General features: G+C 63.4%; 15 protein-coding genes. 6 read left to right on the top strand and 9 right to left on the bottom strand.

From position 1 onward, the window contains the following. Nucleotides 1–100 precede the first annotated feature (100 nt). Both recG and CPA56_RS09540 read left to right on the top strand, forming a co-directional pair. A complete protein-coding gene (recG, locus tag CPA56_RS02350) occupies nt 101–2,203 on the top strand; it encodes an ATP-dependent DNA helicase RecG (RefSeq protein ID WP_182040410.1) in 2,103 nt (700 codons plus the stop codon). Nucleotides 2,204–2,482: 279 nt separating this feature from the next. Continuing rightward, nucleotides 2,483–3,175: a cold-shock protein gene (locus tag CPA56_RS09540; RefSeq protein ID WP_326831285.1), complete on the top strand. Its 693-nt coding sequence runs from the start codon at nt 2,483–2,485 to the stop codon at nt 3,173–3,175. Between the two features lie 128 nt (nt 3,176–3,303). Here the strand turns inward: CPA56_RS09540 and smpB are convergent, their stop codons facing one another. The 4 genes from smpB to CPA56_RS02325 all read right to left on the bottom strand — a co-directional run bounded on the left by smpB (nt 3,304) and on the right by CPA56_RS02325 (nt 6,393). Continuing rightward, the gene (gene smpB / locus CPA56_RS02340; RefSeq protein WP_182040409.1) at nt 3,304–3,807 is read right to left on the bottom strand and encodes an SsrA-binding protein SmpB; all 504 of its coding nucleotides are present in this window, start codon (nt 3,805–3,807) and stop codon (nt 3,304–3,306) included. A gap of 11 nt (nt 3,808–3,818) precedes the next feature. Then, a complete protein-coding gene (gene dapA, locus CPA56_RS02335; protein WP_182040408.1) occupies nt 3,819–4,718 on the bottom strand; it encodes a 4-hydroxy-tetrahydrodipicolinate synthase in 900 nt (299 codons plus the stop codon). Nucleotides 4,719–4,813: 95 nt separating this feature from the next. Next, the gene (locus tag CPA56_RS02330) at nt 4,814–5,653 is read right to left on the bottom strand and encodes a prephenate dehydratase (RefSeq protein ID WP_182040407.1); all 840 of its coding nucleotides are present in this window, start codon (nt 5,651–5,653) and stop codon (nt 4,814–4,816) included. Then, a complete protein-coding gene (locus CPA56_RS02325) occupies nt 5,644–6,393 on the bottom strand; it encodes a 3-deoxy-manno-octulosonate cytidylyltransferase (protein ID WP_182040406.1) in 750 nt (249 codons plus the stop codon). Before CPA56_RS02325 ends, CPA56_RS02330 begins: the two co-directional genes overlap by 10 nt. A 65-nt stretch (nt 6,394–6,458) precedes the next feature. On the opposite strand from CPA56_RS02325, the gene CPA56_RS02320 reads away from it, so the two are divergent. The 3 genes from CPA56_RS02320 (at nt 6,459) to CPA56_RS02310 (ending at nt 10,194) form a co-directional block, all read left to right on the top strand. Beyond that, entirely contained in the window at nt 6,459–7,253 is a 795-nt protein-coding gene (locus CPA56_RS02320; protein WP_182040405.1) for an inositol monophosphatase family protein, read from the top strand. An 81-nt stretch (nt 7,254–7,334) separates the two neighbouring features. Beyond that, complete coding sequence (gene serA, locus CPA56_RS02315; protein WP_182040404.1) at nt 7,335–8,600, top strand: phosphoglycerate dehydrogenase; 1,266 nt, start codon at nt 7,335–7,337, stop codon at nt 8,598–8,600. Nucleotides 8,601–8,697: 97 nt separating this feature from the next. Continuing rightward, nucleotides 8,698–10,194 (top strand): YifB family Mg chelatase-like AAA ATPase, encoded by a 1,497-nt coding sequence (locus tag CPA56_RS02310; RefSeq protein ID WP_182040403.1) that lies wholly within the window; start codon nt 8,698–8,700, stop codon nt 10,192–10,194. A 3-nt stretch (nt 10,195–10,197) separates the two neighbouring features. On the opposite strand, the gene metC is transcribed toward CPA56_RS02310, so the two are convergent. Further along, nucleotides 10,198–11,424: a cystathionine beta-lyase gene (gene metC, locus CPA56_RS02305; protein ID WP_326831284.1), complete on the bottom strand. Its 1,227-nt coding sequence runs from the start codon at nt 11,422–11,424 to the stop codon at nt 10,198–10,200. Between the two features lie 235 nt (nt 11,425–11,659). On the opposite strand from metC, the gene CPA56_RS02300 reads away from it, so the two are divergent. Beyond that, nucleotides 11,660–12,376 (top strand): endonuclease/exonuclease/phosphatase family protein, encoded by a 717-nt coding sequence (locus CPA56_RS02300; protein WP_182040402.1) that lies wholly within the window; start codon nt 11,660–11,662, stop codon nt 12,374–12,376. Here CPA56_RS02300 and cls read toward each other — a convergent pair. From cls to tsf, 4 genes are all read right to left on the bottom strand, one after another. After that, nucleotides 12,309–13,730: a cardiolipin synthase gene (gene cls, locus CPA56_RS02295; RefSeq protein ID WP_182040401.1), complete on the bottom strand. Its 1,422-nt coding sequence runs from the start codon at nt 13,728–13,730 to the stop codon at nt 12,309–12,311. The two genes, CPA56_RS02300 and cls, sit on opposite strands and share 68 nt — an antisense overlap. A 90-nt stretch (nt 13,731–13,820) precedes the next feature. Next, nucleotides 13,821–16,031, bottom strand: coding sequence for a DNA topoisomerase IV subunit A (parC, locus tag CPA56_RS02290; RefSeq protein ID WP_182040592.1), 2,211 nt, complete (start codon nt 16,029–16,031; stop codon nt 13,821–13,823). A 40-nt stretch (nt 16,032–16,071) separates the two neighbouring features. After that, complete coding sequence (gene recO / locus CPA56_RS02285; RefSeq protein ID WP_182040400.1) at nt 16,072–16,842, bottom strand: DNA repair protein RecO; 771 nt, start codon at nt 16,840–16,842, stop codon at nt 16,072–16,074. Between the two features lie 85 nt (nt 16,843–16,927). After that, complete coding sequence (gene tsf / locus CPA56_RS02280; RefSeq protein WP_182040399.1) at nt 16,928–17,839, bottom strand: translation elongation factor Ts; 912 nt, start codon at nt 17,837–17,839, stop codon at nt 16,928–16,930. Between the last annotated feature and the right edge of the window lie 107 nt (nt 17,840–17,946).

Genomic DNA, 17,946 nt, shown 5'->3' with positions numbered 1-17,946 from the left:
CTCTCCAACTAAGGACATTTTTATTATCGGCCGGTTCTGCTACCCTATAGCCCTCCACAGCCCCCCTGTCAGCCCGGAAGCCACCCGCCCCCCCGATGCCATGCCCCTAGCTCCCCCTTCCGCACGGATTGCGCCACTTCTGGCTCCCATCAGCAGCCTGCCGGGCACAGGCCCCCGCCACGCCACGATGCTGGGCCGGATCAGCGGGGGCAGACGGATCATCGACCTGCTCTTCACCCTGCCGGAAAAGCTGATCGACCGGCGCAGGCTCATGACCGTCGCCGAAGGACGGAAACTGCCAGCGGGCGACATCCTGACGAGCCATGTCCGTGTGACAGGCATCCGCCGCCCCGTCCGCTCCTCCCAGCCCACCATCCTGACCACCAGAGACGGCACCGGCACGCTGGAGATCACCTTCTTCCAGAAAGGGCGGCTCTTCCTCCCGCCGGAAGGGGCAGAAATCCTCGTTTCCGGCAGGGTCGGGCATTACCATGACCGGCTGACCCTTTCCCGTCCGGACCACATCATGGCCTGGGGAAAAAGGGACAGGTTCCCGTGGCTGGAAGCCGTGTGGCCTCTCACGGCCGGGCTGTTTCCCTCCACCGTGCGGAAAGCCATGCAGGCCGCCCTGGCCCTGATCCCGCCCGACCTCCCGGAATGGCTGGACCCGCCCCTGGTGAAAAAACGGAACTGGCCCGGCTTCGCCACGGCTCTTGGGCTGATGCACTTCCCCGAGACGCTGCCTTCCGACGACGACCCCACTCCCATTCTGGAGCGTGCCTGTGCCCGGCTGGCAGCTGATGAAGTTCTGGCAGACCAGCTCTGCCTGGGGCTGGCCCGGATGCAGGCCCGAACACGCACGGGCCGCCCGCTGGTGGGCGACGGCTCCCTGCGCCGTACCCTGCTTGAGCGTTTCGGCCATGAACCCACACCGGCACAGCGACGTGTCATGGCCGAAATCGCAGCGGACATGGAACGTCCCGCCCCCATGATGCGCCTACTCCAGGGCGATGTCGGGGCCGGAAAAACACTCGTCGCCCTGACGGCCATGCTCCAGGCCGTCGAGGCCGGAACACAGGCCGCCTTCATGGCCCCGACGGAGATCCTTGCCCAGCAGCATGCCAGCACGTGCGAGGCCCTGTGCCCGGTGCCGTTCGTGTTTCTCAGCGGCTCCGTCAAGGGGAAGGCACGGCGGGTCGCACTGGCGAAACTGGCCGATGGCCATGCGAAGATCGCCATAGGCACCCATGCACTCTTTCAGGATGGCGTCACCTTTGCCGACCTCGGCCTGGCCGTCATCGACGAGCAGCACCGCTTCGGGGTGGAGCAGCGCATGAGGCTGGCCAGCAAGGGACCAGCCACCGACCTGCTCGTCATGACCGCCACACCCATCCCCCGCACCCTGCAGCTGACGGAATGGGGCGAGATGGGCGTGAGCCGGCTGGACAGCAAGCCGGCCGGTCGCCAGCCCATCCATACGACCGTGCACAACATGGGCAAGCTGGACGACATCTTCGCCGGCATGAAACGGGCCCTGGACCAGGGGAAGCAGATATTCTGGGTCTGCCCCCTCATCGAGGAGAGCGAAACGCAGAGTGCCGCAGCGGCAGAAGAACGCTGGGCGGAGCTGACGAAACGTTTCGGCCCCATCATCGGGCTGGCTCATGGCAGGCAGGACATCGACACGAGGCAGAACGCCCTGACGGCCTTCCAGAAAGGCCAGACCCGCCTGCTGGTCGCCACCACGGTCATCGAGGTCGGCGTGGACATTCCCAATGCCACCATCATGGTCATCGAACAGGCCGAACGCTTCGGCCTTGCCCAGCTGCATCAGCTGCGTGGCCGTGTCGGGCGGGGAGCACAGAAATCCTTCTGCCTGCTGCTGCACAGTGAGGGCACCAGCTTCACGGCCCAGCGTCGCCTCCACCTCCTGCGGGATACGGAGGATGGCTTCCTGATCGCCGATGAGGATTTCCGCATCCGTGGTGGTGGCGACCTGACGGGCAACCGCCAGTCCGGCCTGCCAGGCTTCCGGCTGGCCGACCAGACCCGCCTCTCCCTGCTCCTGACAGCCATGCGGCAGGACAGCCAGCGTGAACTCACCCGTGACCCTGACCTGACAGGACCAAGAGGAACGGCCCTTCAGGACCTCCTGCATCTGTTCGACCGGGCCGTGCCGGACAGACTGCTTGTATCAGGCTAGGAAACCACCAGAACAAGTGAACCATTCATTAATATTTACTGGTTCACAGACATCCATTATCTTCATCTTTATACTTAAATATAGAATAATTATGTTTTAAAAAATACTTCCCAATAACGGGATGGAAAAATTATCAAATTTTCATCTTTTTCCTTGTGGCGTAATTGGAAAAACATGCTACTTTGACAAGTGGAACATGTAGTCATGCTTCCAGCTGAATGACCCGAGGAGGCAGGATGACTGTTTCCTCCCTGATGACCCCAATACGGGACGAGACCCTTGAGAAATAATAGATCCGACCGCAGCTCCTTTTCCTCCCGCCGCGGCGGCTTTGACCGCGATTTCATGACCCAGCCTTCCTATTTTGATGATCGCGGCAGTTACGATGCCCCGCGTGGCGGCGGCTTCGGCGGTGGTGCCCCCCGCCGTGGCGGCGGTCGTGGTGGCCCGCAGATCACGCCGACTGGTCCTGAAATCACCGGCACCGTCAAATGGTTCAACACCGAACGCGGGTTCGGCTTCGTTGGCCTGAGCGACGGCAGCGGGGATGTCTTCCTCCACGCCAACACGCTCAGTTCCCTCGGCCATACCGAACCTGCTCCGGGTACGACCGTTGTCGTCCGTGTCGGCCAGGGTCCCAAAGGCCGTCAGGTTGCCGAGGTGATTTCTGTCGATGCCAGCACGGCGATGGCAGAACCCCCCCGCCGCCCTGCCGCTCCCATGCGTCAGGAACGCTTCCACCCTGCCCCGGACCTGTCCCAGGCCGAGGAGATGCGTGGAATCGTCAAGTGGTACAACACCACCAAGGGTTTCGGCTTCATCACGCCAGAGAATGGCGGCAAGGACGTGTTCGTCCACGCCTCGGCTCTGGAGCGGTCCGGCCTGCATGGTCTGGCTGACGGACAGCCGATCGGCATGAAGGTCGTGCAGGGTCACAAGGGCCCCGAGGCCGTGCAGATCACTGCCGAATAATTCAGGGCGACCATCCTGACGCAGAAACCCCCACGGTCTGCCCTGACCGTGGGGGTTTTTCATGTCCGGCCACCAGGACCGTGCCAGATGCCGAGGAGGAAGCCCTGAAGAACTCCCTCACTGAACCGTCAGTAGTCCCCGCGCCCCTTGTTGCGCAGCAGACGGGCCTTGTCCCTCTGCCAGTCACGGTCGGCAATGGCGTGCCGCTTGTCTTCCTTCTTGCGCCCCTTGCCGAGACCGAGGGTCACCTTGGCCACGCCACGGGCATTGAAATGGATATCCAGAGGGACAAGCGATGCCCCCGCCCTGGTAATTTCCCCTATGTACTTGGCCAGCTGCTTGCGGTGCAGCAGCAGCTTGCGTGGTGCCCGTGTGTCAAACCGGGAAAGCACGCCTCCCTGATATTCAGGAATATATGAATTCAGGAGCCACAGCTCGCCATCCCGCTCGATGGCGTAGGCCTCGCTCAGAGTCGCACGGCCCATCCGCAGGCTTTTCACCTCCGGCCCCTTGAGAACGAGGCCCGCCTCCACCGTTTCCAGAATGGTGTAGTTGAAACGGGCCTTCCGATTCTGTGCGGCAATGCCGTGGGAAATCAGTCCGCCTTTTGTCTTTTTCTTGCTGGCAGCCATCTGTCTTCGTCTTAATCCAGAAGCCCGAGTGAATGCAGGGCGGCATCCACACGCTTCTTCGTCGCCTCGGTGATCTCCACCATCGGCAGGCGCAGGGTAGATTCACACAGCCCGAGGCGGGACATGGCATATTTGGCCGGGGCCGGGCTGGTCTCGGCAAAAAGCGCATCATGCAGCGGCATCAGCCTGTCCTGAAGGGCGATGGCCTCCTGTACCTTCCCTTCCTGCCAGAGACGGTGAAGCTGGGAGCAGAGGTCCGGCACCACATTGGACGTCACGCTGATGCAGCCATGCCCGCCGGCAGCCAGAAAGGACAGGATGGTCCCATCCTCGCCGGAAAGCTGGTTGAAATCGGCCCCGGCCTCCCGCCGCACGGCAAGCGGACGGGCCAGATTGGCCGTGGCGTCCTTCGTACCGACAATGTTCGGATGCCTAGCCAGACGGCCCAGGGTCTCCGGCGTCAGGTCCACGACGGAACGGCCCGGGATGCAGTACAACCAAAGCGGCAGCGGGGTGGCATCAGCCACCGTCATGAAATGGCGGTACAGCCCTTCCTGCGTCGGCTTGTTGTAATAGGGCACGACCACCAGCAGGGCATCGGCCCCCACCTTATGGGCATGGCGGGCCATGCCCACGGCCTCGTGCGTGCTGTTGGAACCCGCACCCGCCATCACGAGCGCACGCCCGGCAGCCACCTCCACGCAATGCTCCACGACACGGCCATGCTCCTCATGGGAGAGCGTGGGGCTTTCCCCGGTCGTCCCGGACGGAATGAGACCCGTCGTACCACCCTTGATCTGACGCTCGATCAGCCGGGTGGCCGCCTGCTCGTCCAGCGCACCATCCTTCTTCATGGGAGTGATCAGGGCGGTCAGCGACCCACGGTAACGTTCGTTAATATTCTGCGCCATCTCTTGTCTCCGCCCTTGTCCCTGCTCGTCAATATCATGGCTGGTCCCGCCAGCCCGGCACTGCATTATAGTGAGACCTCCCCTCCGTAGGAAGGTCACATCTCATCCCGGAAGGCACTCCGGGGATAGGTTCCCAGAACATGATGATCCTGACTGGCCCCGGCCAGTGCCCGGAGGGCATCGTGCACCTTCCGATCATCCGGTGCCCCCTCAATGTCCATCAGGAACCGGGATGCCTCAAAGGAGCCACCCAGCATATAGCTCTCAATCCGTGTCATGTTGACCCCATGCCGTGCAAAGCAGCTCAGGACGTCACACAAAGCTCCCGGAACATGCCGGACATGAACGATCAGCGTCGTCATCATGAGCTGGCCCGCCACATGCTCCACCACGGCATCCGGGGGAGCCACACGGTAGAAACGGGTGGTATTGTGGGCGGCATCCTCCACGTTACGCAGAAGAATCTCAAGCCCGTTCAGCTCTCCGGCAAGAGAGGACGCCACCGCCGCCTCTTCCCTGCGCCCCCAACCTGCCACCAGTTCGGCGGCTCCCGCCGTGTCAAACTCCGTCACCGGCTCCAGATCATGCCGTGCCAGAAGACCCCGGACCTGCGCCATCGCCACGGGGTGCGTATGGACACGCCTCACATCCTCAAGCCGTGCGCCCTTCACGCCCAACAGGCAGTGCTCCACCCGCTGGAAATGCTCCCCCACAATCTTCAGTCCCGCTTCTGGCAGCAGCGCATGGATCTCCGCCACACGACCGGCAAGGGAATTCTCGCATGGCAGAAGGGCCTCATCCGCCAGACCATCCCGCACGGCCTCGATCGTCTCGGCAAAGCTGCGACAGGGCAGCGTGGCCCAGCCCGGACGTGTGGCCCGGCAGGCCAGATCGGAATAGGCTCCGGGCCGCCCCTGAAATGCGATCACCGGCATGAAGCCCGCTCCCCGACCCTGGCCCGGACCCTCACGAGATCTTCCGGCGTGTCCACCCCGAGAGGGGCCGTGGCGATCCGGGCACAGCCGATCGTCATGCCTGCCTCCAGCGCACGAAGCTGCTCCAGCTTTTCCCGTTCCTCCAGCCCGGAAGGCGGCAGGGTGACGAACCGGGCCAGAGCCTCACGACGCCACGCATAGACACCCACATGATGCCAGTACACGCCCTCACCCCACGGAATCACGGACCGGGAGAAATAGAGTGCCCGGGCCACGTCATCATCACCCCTGAAACTGCATGCCACCTTCACGACCGAGTCGGCATCACGCTCCGCAGCACCCTGCACCGGGGCAACCAGCGTCCCGATGTCGAACCGCCCTTCTGCCAGCGGACGCAGGGCCTGCTGGAGGGTCTCCGGCTCCACAAGGGGGAGGTCTCCCTGAAGGTTGATCACGCAGTCATGCCGCCCCTGCGGGTCGTAGACCTCGATCGCCGCCTGCACCCTGTCCGACCCGCTTGGCAGGGCCGGGTCCGTCAGGATGACGTCCACACCCGCTATGCCTGCCACGGCATCCCGGATTTCCTCATCACCTGCCGCCACGAGGACAGGCCCCAGCCCGGCGGCCACGGCCCGACGGGCAACGTGGATGATCATGGCCTCGCCATCAATCTCGGCCAGAGCCTTGCGTGGAAGCCTTGTGGAGGCAATTCTGGAGGGAATGACAATAATCGGTTGCATGACCCCTGATTGCCGTGCGGCCCTGCCCACGTCAATCAGCCCATCAGGAAAAAGGCACAATCCTCATGCGTCAGTCTGATCTTTCCTCCCATCTGGCCCTTGCCCAGAGCTGCGCCGATGCCGCCCGACAGGTCATCCTGCCCTATTTCCGCCAGTCCCTCACCATCATCGCCAAGGACGATGACAGCCCCGTCACCCGGGCCGACCGGGAGGCTGAGGCGGCCATGAGGGCCATGCTGGAAAAACACGTTCCCCATCATGCCATCCTCGGGGAAGAGGCCGGAACCTCCGGTGCCCTGACACAGGACTGGCTCTGGGTGCTGGACCCCATCGACGGCACACGCTCCTTCGTGACCGGCAGGCCGAGCTTCACGACACTGATCTCGCTCTTTCATGAGGGCCGCCCCGTACTGGGCCTGATCGACCAGCCCGTCACCAATGAACGCTGGCTGGGACTGGATGGCGAACCCAGCCGCTACATCGCCCCGCACATGCCCGGCACCATCGGCACCCGGCAGACCGTCTCCCTCAGGGACGCCGAACTTTCCTGCACGGCACCGGAAATCTTCCGCCCTGACCGGTTCCGGCAGTTCCAGTCTCTCCAGAAAAGGGTCCGCCGGACCTCATGGGGAGGAGACGCCTATGCCTACGGGCTGCTGGCTCTGGGACAGATCGACCTCATTGCCGAAGACACGCTCAAACCCTGGGACTGGGGACCGCTGGCCCCCATCATCAGGGGAGCCGGTGGCAGCCTGACGGACTGGTCCGGCGCCCCGCTGACACTGGAAAGTGACGGCACCGTGCTGGCCTGTGCCAGCACACCCCTGCGTGATGAGGCCATGGAAGCCCTTTCCACCTGACGTTATGTCCATTACACATAGATAACGATTCTTCATGAGGTCACGCCTGCTGACCCGGTTACCACGATGAGGTTACCCGACATGCCCCTCTCCCTCGCCAAGAACAGAATCAAGATTCTTCTGCTGGAAGGCATCCACGACAGTGCCGCCGACTATCTGGAGCAGCAGGGCTACGCCTCTGTCACCCGGCTGAAAGGCGCACTGGAAGGTGAGGCCCTCAAGGAGGCCCTTCAGGGTGTCCACATGGTCGGCATCCGCAGCCGTACGCAGCTGACGGCCGATGTCATCAACTCGGCCAACCGCCTCATGGCCATCGGCTGCTTCTGCATCGGCACCAACCAGGTGGACCTCAACGCTGCCCGTATGGCCGGGATTCCCGTCTTCAATGCGCCGTTCAGCAACACCCGTTCCGTGGCGGAGCTGGTCATGGGCGAGATCGTGATGCTGCTGCGCCGCATTCCATCCCGCTCGGAGGCCTGCCACAGGGGGGGCTGGGAAAAGTCCGCCAACAATGCGTGGGAAGTCCGGGGCAAGACGGTCGGCATCGTGGGCTACGGCTCCATCGGGTCCCAGCTGTCCGTCCTGGCCGAATCCTTCGGCCTGCGGGTGCTCTTCTACGACATCGCTCCCCGCCTGCCACACGGCAACGCCATTGCCGTCAGCTCTCTGGAGGAGCTGCTGGGCCAGTCCGACATCGTGACACTGCATGTTCCCGAAACGCCAGAAACACAGAACATGATCGGCGAGGCCGAAATCCGGGCCATGAAGCCAAACTCCATCCTGCTCAACAACGCCCGTGGCACGGTCGTCGACCTTGAGGCCCTGGCCCGTGCCCTGAAGGACGGCCATCTGATGGGAGCGGCCATCGACGTTTTCCCCGTGGAACCGAAGAGCAGCCAGGAACGGTTCACGACCCCGCTCCAGGGGCTGGAAAACGTGCTGCTGACCCCGCATATCGGCGGGTCCACCATGGAGGCCCAGGAGCGCATCGGCGTCGAGGTCGCCCAGAAGCTGGTGGAATATTCCGACGTCGGGTCCACCATCGGTGCCGTCAACTTCCCGCAGGTCCAGCTGGGTGAACGCCCCGGCGGGATGCGCTTCATGCATGTCCATTCCAACCAGCCGGGCATCCTCGGGCAGATCAACGACATTTTCGCCAAGGCCGCCTGCAATCTGACGGCGCAGTTCCTCCAGACAGATGGGGAGCTTGGCTATGTCGTGACGGAGGCCGAGGCACAGGAGGGGCAGGACGTTCCCGAACTTGAGAAGGCCCTGCTGGAACAGCTCCGCACCCTGAAGGGTACCCTGCGTGCCCGGTCCATCCGGCCGATCCACGCCGAGGACTGACGTTCTCCTCCGACTCCGGCCCTTCAGAACCTGCACCGCCCGGCCGCCCCCGCTGCCGGGCGGCTGCATGTCCGGCCCATGAGGACACCCCGCTGCCATGACGGTCATGCCCCCCTCCCTCGCCCGCATCCAGAGCTTCACCTTCTCCGGAATCGACGCATTGCCCGTCATGGTGGAGGTCCAGATTTCCAGCGGGCTTCCTTCCTTCATCATTGTCGGAATGCCCGCCCGGGCCATCGCCGAATCCCGGGAGCGTGTCCGGGCGGCCCTCTCGGCGATGGGGCTGGCCCTCCCCCCGAAACGGATCCTCGTCAACCTCACGCCGGCGGACCTTCCCAAGGAGGGAGCACATTTCGACCTCCCCATCGCCCTTGGCGTTCTGGTCGCCATGAATGTCGTCCCTGCCGAATCCGTGGCCACCCTGGCCGCCCTAGGGGAAATCGCCCTTGATGGTACGGTCAGCCCCGTCAACGGCATCCTCTGTGCCGCCCTGACGGCATCAACCCAGGGACAGGGACTGATCTGCCCCGCCTCACAGGGGGCGGAGGCACGCTGGGGACATCCGACCCTCGACATCGTGGCGACACCGTCCCTCAAGGCCCTGATCGGCCATCTCCGCAGAGAACAGCCCCTGCCGGATGAACCCCCGCCTGCTCCCCAGCCTCCCGATTACGGCCCCGATCTCCGGGACGTGAAAGGCATGATGCAGGCCCGTCGGGTGCTGGAAATCGCCGCAGCGGGCCGTCACTCCCTGCTCATGTCCGGCCCTCCGGGGTCTGGAAAATCCATGCTGGCCAGCCGCCTGCCCGGCATCCTGCCGGACCTCACTCCTGCCGAGATACTGGAGACCAGCCGCATCCACAGCATCGGCGGGCTGCTGCCTGCCGGGCAGCTCGTCAGCCGTCCGCCCTATCGGGCACCGCACCATAACACCACGCTGCCCGCCCTCGTCGGCGGTGGCCCGAAAGCCATGCCCGGCGAGGTCAGCCTTGCCCATAATGGCGTGCTGTTTCTGGATGAATTCCCCGAATTCCCCCGCAACTGTCTGGAAGGACTGCGCCAGCCTGTCGAATCAGGCGAGGTCACCATCTCCCGTGCGGCACGTCATACGCACTATCCGGCCCGTTTCCAGCTTGTGGCCGCCATGAATCCCTGCCGCTGCGGATATGTCCATGATGCCGAACGGGCCTGCAACCGGGCACCACGCTGTGCGCAGGACTACACGGCCCGCATCTCCGGCCCGATGCTGGACCGCATGGACCTGTGCGTTCACATCCATTCACTCTCGCCGCTAGCCATCAGCCGTGCCCCCACGGGGGAAAGCAGTGCAGAGATACGGGCCAGGGTGCAGGCAGCCTATGACCGGCAGATGGAGCGGCAGGGAGCCTGCAACAGCACCATGTCACCTGAAGGATTCCTCTTCGAGGCGGACGCCCTGGCTCTTGCGGAACAGGCGGCACTGCGGATGAAACTCTCACATCGTGGCATCACACGGATGTTCCGTGTCGCCCGCACGATCGCCGATCTTGACGGCACGGAGACCGTGCGGAAACACCATGCGGCAGAGGCTCTCTCCTACCGCACCCCTCTCTGACGATCAGGGAGCCAGCCCGTCCAGCCCACGGGCCAGATCAGCCTTCAGATCCGCCACATTCTCCAGCCCGACCTGAATGCGGAAGGCTGCCCCCTTCGGCAGACCCTCCTCATGATGCCGTGTCAGACCACCGGAGGTCGGCAGGACGAGGCTTTCATAGCCTCCCCAGCTGGCTCCGATGCTGAAGAGTTTCAGTCCGTTCAGCATGGCGATCATGGCTTCCTGCGTGATTCCCTCCGCCAGTTCCACACCGAACAGGCCGCTGGCATCCGTGAAGTCACGCTTCCATACCTCATGCCCCGGGCAGCCCGGCAGGGCCGGGTGCCGTACATGGGCAACCTCCGGGCGGCTCTCCAGCCAGAGGGCCAGCTCATGGGCGGAGCGGGCCTGCTGGGCCAGGCGGACAGCCATGGTCTTCAGGCCCCGCAGGGTCAGCCAGCAGTCGTCCGGGGCACCACAGGCTCCCAACTCGATGGCGGCACGGCGCAGGGCCTGCCAGTGTTCCTGACGCTGGACCGTGATGGACCCGAGAATCACATCCGCATGGCCGCTGGGATATTTCGTCAGGGCCTGAATGGACACGTCCACCCCATGCGTGAAAGGCTGGAAGGCCCCGATTCCCCATGTATTGTCCAGCAGCAGCCGTGCCCCGGCCCCATGCGCCAGACGGGCGATCCGGGGAACGTCCTGCACCTCGAACGTGTGACTGCCCGGGCTTTCGGCAAAGACCACGGCCGTATTGGGCCGGAGATGCGCCCGCAGGGTGGCCTCATCCGCACGGGGCGGATAAAAGCCGGTCTCAACCCCAAAACGGGCCAACATTCCCAACGCAAAACGCCGTGTCGGACCATAGACGGAATCTGGCAGAAGCAGATGGTCCCCGCTCTTCAGGAACGCCAGCAGAGCCACGCTACAGGCTGCCAGACCGGAATTGACAACCTGCGCATGGCTTCCGCCTTCCAATGCTGCAATCACCTGTTCCAGCCTGTGCTGGACGGGATTGCCCATCGCACCATAGACGAGCCTGTGATCGTAGGCATGGACGCCCTGGGCCTCCATGTCCTCGACCGTCGGGAACACGACCGTTGAGCCACGCTCAACCGGCATGTTGACAAAGCTGCCCCGCTGATCCGGAGCCTGCCGCCCGGCATGGGTCAGGAAGGTGGCGAATTTCTGCCAGCCTTCACCAATGACAGGCCCCGTCTTTACGGTTTTCGTTTCGTGCTTCACACCCGTCCTCCTGATCCGTCATACAGACCGTTCCAGCCTATCGGACATGCCCGTCCCTGCCTAGCGGCCTGTGGACACCGCCTCACCGGCAGCACCATATTTTATCCCGCTGGCAGGACGATTTCTGCCACAATTCCGCTATGAACTTCTCCCCTTACGAGGCAGTATGGGGTGTCCTCCTCCTCCAGACCTGTTCCGACAGGTCTTTTTTGTTAATTCTCAGGCCGTTACGATCATGCAGGACACGACACCATCACTTGCCACACCCCCTACACTCCGGCTCGTCAGCTGGAATCTGTTCCATGAGGATGGGGCCACGCTGGAAGATGTCCGCCTCCTGCTGCGGGCGACGAAACCTGACATCCTGCTCATGCAGGAATGCCGCCTTTTCACCAGCCGGCTGCCCGATCTGGTGGACGGGCATTTCAGCCGTCTGGCCTCGGAGGGCCGTGTCCACGGCACCGCCTGCTGGAGCCGTCACCCCTTCCTGAAACCTCCCCGCCTTCAGATGCTCCCGCCCGGACTGGCGGCACATCGCTCCGCACAGATTCTGGAATTCGACACGGGCTTCGGCCCTTTCAGCATCGCCAACGTGCATCTTTCCCACGGCCCCATCCTCAACCGCCGCCAGCTGCGGCTCATACGGCAGGAACTGTCGGAACGGGCCATCATCATCGGAGATTTCAACCAGGTCGGACCTGCCATGCTGCGGGGCTTCGAGGATGTGGGACCACGGGAACAGACACACCGGATGCTCGACAAGGTGCCCCTCCGCCTGGACCGCTGTCTCGTCCGTGGCTTCTCCCTGCTGGAACGGCGGGTCTATCCCCGTTTCGGATCAGACCACCGCCCCATCGCCGTCACCCTGGCCCCCTCAACCGGTCTCACAGATAGGGAAGCAGAAGACGGCAGGCGGCATCACGCAGCCGGACCGGAAGCGACCAGGAATTGATCTCCGCCAGCTCCAGCCGATGATGGCGGTGCCCGAACATGAAATCTTCCAGATGCCCTGCCGTCTTTTCGTCATGCAGGGTCATGTTGCATTCAAAATTGAGCCGCAGGGAACGCCGGTCCAGGTTGGCACTGCCCACGAAACTCCAGGCCCCGTCCACCGTCATCAGCTTGGAATGGTTGAAGGGCGGATCAGCCAGCCAGACCCGACAGCCGGCACTCACGAGTGTTTTCAGGCAGGCATTGCGGGCATAGTCCGTCACGGGATGGTTGCTGTGACGGGGCACGACAATGTCGATCTGCACCCCCCTCAGGGCGGCCAGCCCCAGCTCCGTGGCGAAGCGGCTATCCGGAATGAAATAGGGTGTCATGAAGCAGACGTGACTGCGGGCCAGGATGATCGCCTGAAGGATGGTATACTCAATCTGTTCGACATCCATGTCCGGCCCGGATGTCACGACACGGGCCGGAACGGTTCCGGCAGCCACGGGAACGGGAAAGAAAGTGTCTCCCTCCAGCGTTTCCCCCGTCGTGAAGGCCCAGTCCCGCACGAACACCTCCGAAAGCTGCTGGACGACGGGGCCTTCCAGCCGAAAATGCGTGTCCGCCACCGGGAGACGCCGCCCTCTGGGCTGGTTGAGCAGATTTTCCGCCCCGATGTTCAGCCCGCCCATGAAGCCCACATGACCATCCACCACCAGTATCTTGCGATGGTCCCGCAGGTTGATGAACGGCATCCGCCACGGCCAGAGTGAGTGCATGAAACGGGCGCAGCGTATGTTCCGCCGCCGGAGGTTCTGGATGATGGCACTGTACAGGTAGCCGCTGCCGACACCATCCACCAGCACCCGGACCTCGACACCACGCTCCCGCGCCGCCGCCAGTGCCTCCACGAATGTCTGGCCGATCTGGTCATGCCGGAAAATGTAGGAACAGAGCAGGATGGAGTGCCGGGCCTCCCCGATGGCCTTCAGCATTTCCGGATATGCACGGTCCCCGTCATGAAGGCAGACGACATCATTGCCCTTAAGGAGGGGAAGGCCCGTCAGCTCATCCAGCATCCTCACCAGAGGAGCCATGAAGCTGTCTGCCGCATCATGGGACCATGTCGCCAGAAAGGCGGTTTCTTCCGGGCTGACGTCTTCCCGCAGCTTCTGTGCCCGACGGCGCACGCGGTTGATCCCGAAGCAGAGATAGAGCAGCAGTCCCAGATAGGGCATGAGCCAGCAGGCCCCTATCCAGCCCGTGGCTGCCGCCGTGTCCCGCTTCGTCAGCAGTATGTGGGCCGTGACGGCCAGGAAAAGGCCGACATGCAGCAGCCCGAACAGAAACGTAAGCGAAAAAAGCTCGGTCATGTCCTTCTCCCCCGTCGGTCACGTCCTGCACCGGTCCGTGCCTCTCCCGGATGATGCCATCCCGAGGTAACGGACCGGTTCACGGACACCCTATTTTCTCAGCATCCACTGTGGTGCCGCCTTGCCGACGGACCCACGCCGTCCTTCCAGCGGTGCGAGGTCCTCCTGCGAGCGGGGCCTCTGCCCCTCCTTCCAGACCAGACCATCCGCCAGACAGAACAGACGGACCTGCTGGATGGCGGCTCCATCCGGCAGCTTCTGGAGGCTTACGCCTCCCCCCTTCGCCACCTCGGCCACCTGCTCCAGCGGGAAAATCAGAGCCCGCTTTGCCGTCGTCAGGCAGAGGACATGCGTGCCCTCGGCCGGGAAGACGTACTGGATACGGGCACCATCCCGCAGATTGAAGACCTGCCGCCCTGTCCGTTTCTCGGCAGAAAGGTTGCTGGCGGCCACCTGCATCCCACGTCCGTCACTGGTGGCAAGGAAATACCGGGCCTCATCATCCTCGAGCGCAAAGAAGGACACCACCTGGTCATCCTGCGCCAGATCGGCCAGCGTCCTCACGGGCTGCCCAAACCCCCGCCCCCGGGGCAGGTCCGCCACTTTCAGCGTGAAGGCACGGCCTCCCGCCGCCATCAGGCACAAGCGGTCCGTGCTCTGGCACTCGACATGCCAGGCCAGCCCGTCCCCTTCCTTGAAGCGGTGATTCTCCACGTCATGCCCATGCCCCTTGACGGCACGGACCCATCCCTCCTGAGACAGCAGCACGGTGACAGGCTCCCGCTCCACGGCCAGAACGGCGGACGTGTCGATGCTGGCCGGGGCTTCCCCCATGACCGTCCGACGCTGCGCATGAGGCCCCTTCTCGAACAGGGCCTGCATTTTCTGAAGGTCTTTTCCGATCCGGGTCCAGCGTCGCCTGTCAGACCCCAGAAGAGCCTCCAGTGACGCCTGCTCCTTGCCCAGACCGTCCCACTCCCTGCGGATTTCCATTTCTTCCAGCCGCCGCAGGGACCGCAGGCGCATGTTCAGCACATGATCCGCCTGAAGCTCGCTCAGGGAAAAGGCTTTCATGAGGGCAGGCTTCGGCTCATCCTCTTCCCGGATGATGCGGATGACCTCATCGAGATTGAGATAGACCTTCAGGAAGCCATCCAGAATTTCCAGCCTTTTCAGGACGGCATCCAGACGATGCTGCGTGCGGCGGACCAGCACGTCATGCACATGCTCTAGCCAGGCCTTCAGGGCCTCCCTGAGGGACAGCACGCCGGGGATTTTCCCCTGGCTGAGAACGTTCATGTTCAGGCTGAAGCGGCTTTCCAGCATGGTGTGCCGGAAAAGCGTTTCCATCAGCACATCCGGCTCACAGTTGCGGGTCTTCGGCTCCAGAACCAGCCGGATGTCCGTCGTGCTTTCATCCCGCACGTCAGCCAGAAGAGGAAGTTTCTTCTCTTCCATCTTCCTGGCAATGTCCTCGATCAGCTTGCCTTTCTGCACCTGATAGGGAATTTCCGAGACGATGATGGTCCATACGCCACCACGGCCCTTCTCGACCGCCCAGCGTGCGCGGATGCGGAAGCTGCCACGCCCTGTCTCATAGGCCTGGACGAGCGTCTGGCGGTCCTCAACCAGCAGGCCACCGGTGGGGAAATCCGGCCCCGGCACGACATCCAGCAGCTCCTCCGTGCTACAGTCCGGCTTCTCGATCAGCAGGCGGGCCGCCTGATAGAGTTCGGCGGCATTATGAGGAGGAATGCTGGTGGCCATGCCCACGGCAATCCCGGCCGCCCCATTGGCCAGAAGATTGGGAAAAAGCCCCGGCAGGACGACCGGTTCCTGATCCTCATTGTCGTAGGTCGGACGGAAATCGACCGCATCATCGCTGATGCCTTCCAGCATGATGCGGGCCGTTTCAGTCATGCGGCTTTCGGTGTACCGCATGGCGGCGGCCCCATCGCCATCAATGGACCCGAAATTGCCCTGCCCTTCCACCAGCGGATAGCGTACGGCAAAATCCTGCGCCAGACGCACCAGGGCATCATAGACGGACGCATCCCCATGAGGATGGAACTTACCGATGACATCACCCACCACACGGGCACATTTCTTGAAGCCGGAAGTCGGGTCCAGCTTGAGCTGCTGCATGGCGTAAAGCAGGCGGCGATGTACCGGTTTCAGGCCATCCCGCACATCAGGCAGGGAACGTGACGTGATGGTGGACATGGCATAGGCCAGATAACGCTCGCTCAACGCTTCGGCCAGCCGTGTATCTTCGATATGCCCGGCGAGATCGCCCGTCATAAGGTCTCCTGCTTCCTGTTCTGCCTGTTCGGAGGACAGGTTAGACACGCTCTTCTTCATCCTGTCCAGAGGCCCCGTCCTCCGCAAGCCTGTAGAGAGCGGTCACAAGGCGATCCCTGGCTGCTGGCAGGGGACGGTGATACGCCGCAAAAACGGCCCGTTGCAGAAAATGCCCGCTCAGCCGGGCAGCCCCGAGCCAGTCCTGCGGCTGTCCCTCTTCCTCCTCGTCAAGAAGGCAGGACGGCAGGGGCAGGAGACGGTCCTTCCATTCACCGGCTCCCTCGCTGCTCACGGCCCGCCCCGTACGGGGCGAGACATGCACCAGCCCATCCCGGGCACCCGTGACGGCACACCGGTCCAGAGTCAGGCCGTAGCCTAGCTCCTGCAACAGGATCAGTTCCCAGCGGAAATACAGGGCCACGGGCGGCCGGGTTGCCGAAACGCTAAGCACACCCATGAGATGGGCCAGGGAGGCAAACAGAGGCTCATGCGGTTCCCGCTCCGCCAGGGCCTCGCTGCACAGACTACAGGCACTGCTGAGCAGGGCCAGGGCCAGAGGATGATCCAGCAGGAAAGAGGCCGTGGGACGCACCAGCTCGGCTGTCATGTTACCCAGCTGCTCTGGCAGACGGGCCTTCCAGCGGGCCATGATCAGGTTGCCCTCCTGCCACAGGGCCGCCTGCCGTCGGGAGCGTCCCCCACGCACGAGGGCATGGCAGACCCCCTTCCGCCGTGTCAGCACACGGACGAGAAGGCTGCTTTCCCCATGCGGGGAGAGACGCAGGATGATGGCAGGTTCTTCCCATTCCATGAGCCATGCCCCCCAGGGACAGAAAAAGGGGCCCCGCCATACCGACGGAAGCCCCCCCTTCTTCTGACAACAGACCGTCGAGAACTTACTTCTTCTGGCCGGAAGCCGCAGCAACCTCGGCAGCGAAATCCGTCTCGACCTTCTCGATGCCTTCACCCAGCTTGTAGCGGGCGAAACCGACCAGCTTGGCACCGGCCTTCTTGACGACATCCTTCACGCGGCTTTCACCGTCATGCACCCAGACCTGCTCCAGCAGAACCACTTCCTCGTAGAACTTGCGGATGCGGCCTTCCACCATCTTCTCGATGATGGCTTCCGGCTTGCCGGAGGAACGGGCCTGATCTTCCAGCACCTTGCGCTCGTGAGCGACGGCGGCGGCATCGACGCTGTCCACATCCAGGGCGGTCGGGCTGGTGGCGGCAACATGCATGCCAATCTGACGACCCAGTGTCAGCAGGGCCTCGCTCTCGGAAGGAGCCTCGATGGCGGCCAGAACACCGATGCGGCCGACGCCCGGACGCAGGGCACCGTGAACGTAGCTGGCGACGACGCCGGACGGCACGGTCAGCACGGCCACACGGCGCAGGCTCATGTTCTCACCGATGGTGGCAACCAGATGGGTCAGCTCATCGGCAACGGTACGGCCGGACGGCATCTTGGCAGCCTTGACGGCCTCAAGATCATCACCGACTTCCAGCGCAACCTTGGCGATGTCTTCCACGGCCTGCTGGAAGGCATCATTGCGGGCCACGAAGTCCGTCTCGGCATTGACCTCGACCAGAGCAGCCTTCCTGCCTTCAACGGCAACACCCACCAGACCCTCGGCGGCAACACGGCCGGACTTCTTGGCGGCCTGGGACAGACCCTTCTTGCGCAGCCAGTCGATGGCGGCCTGCATGTCGCCATTGGCTTCCGTCAGGGCCTTCTTGCAGTCCATCATGCCTGCGCTTGTCGCATCGCGCAGCTCGCGCACCATTGCAGCAGTAACTTCTGCCATATCTCTGTCATCCCTGATAAAACACCCATGCAGCCGGGACGCATCCACGGCTGCATGAGCTGTTCATGTCACAATATCCACCATCCGCTCCGCCCGTGTGAGGGCGG

Origin of the sequence: Bombella mellum, from assembly GCF_014048465.1 — a bacterium.
Taxonomy (GTDB): Bacteria; Pseudomonadota; Alphaproteobacteria; order Acetobacterales; family Acetobacteraceae; genus Bombella; species Bombella mellum.
The sequence above is the reverse complement of the archived record's forward strand: the minus strand, read 5'-3'. Positions and strand labels throughout refer to the sequence as shown.

Bases quoted from the DNA above. Each gene is read 5' to 3' on its own strand.
- recG (WP_182040410.1), top strand. From the start codon at position 101: ATGCCCCTAGCTCCCCCTTCCGCACGGATTGCGCCACTTCTGGCTCCC.
- smpB (WP_182040409.1), bottom strand. From the start codon at position 3,807: ATGGCTGCCAGCAAGAAAAAGACAAAAGGCGGACTGATTTCCCACGGC.
- dapA (WP_182040408.1), bottom strand. From the start codon at position 4,718: ATGGCGCAGAATATTAACGAACGTTACCGTGGGTCGCTGACCGCCCTG.
- CPA56_RS02330 (WP_182040407.1), bottom strand. From the start codon at position 5,653: ATGCCGGTGATCGCATTTCAGGGGCGGCCCGGAGCCTATTCCGATCTG.
- CPA56_RS02325 (WP_182040406.1), bottom strand. From the start codon at position 6,393: ATGCAACCGATTATTGTCATTCCCTCCAGAATTGCCTCCACAAGGCTT.
- CPA56_RS02320 (WP_182040405.1), top strand. From the start codon at position 6,459: ATGCGTCAGTCTGATCTTTCCTCCCATCTGGCCCTTGCCCAGAGCTGC.
- serA (WP_182040404.1), top strand. From the start codon at position 7,335: ATGCCCCTCTCCCTCGCCAAGAACAGAATCAAGATTCTTCTGCTGGAA.
- CPA56_RS02310 (WP_182040403.1), top strand. From the start codon at position 8,698: ATGACGGTCATGCCCCCCTCCCTCGCCCGCATCCAGAGCTTCACCTTC.
- CPA56_RS02300 (WP_182040402.1), top strand. From the start codon at position 11,660: ATGCAGGACACGACACCATCACTTGCCACACCCCCTACACTCCGGCTC.
- cls (WP_182040401.1), bottom strand. From the start codon at position 13,730: ATGACCGAGCTTTTTTCGCTTACGTTTCTGTTCGGGCTGCTGCATGTC.
- parC (WP_182040592.1), bottom strand. From the start codon at position 16,031: ATGACGGGCGATCTCGCCGGGCATATCGAAGATACACGGCTGGCCGAA.
- recO (WP_182040400.1), bottom strand. From the start codon at position 16,842: ATGGAATGGGAAGAACCTGCCATCATCCTGCGTCTCTCCCCGCATGGG.
- tsf (WP_182040399.1), bottom strand. From the start codon at position 17,839: ATGGCAGAAGTTACTGCTGCAATGGTGCGCGAGCTGCGCGATGCGACA.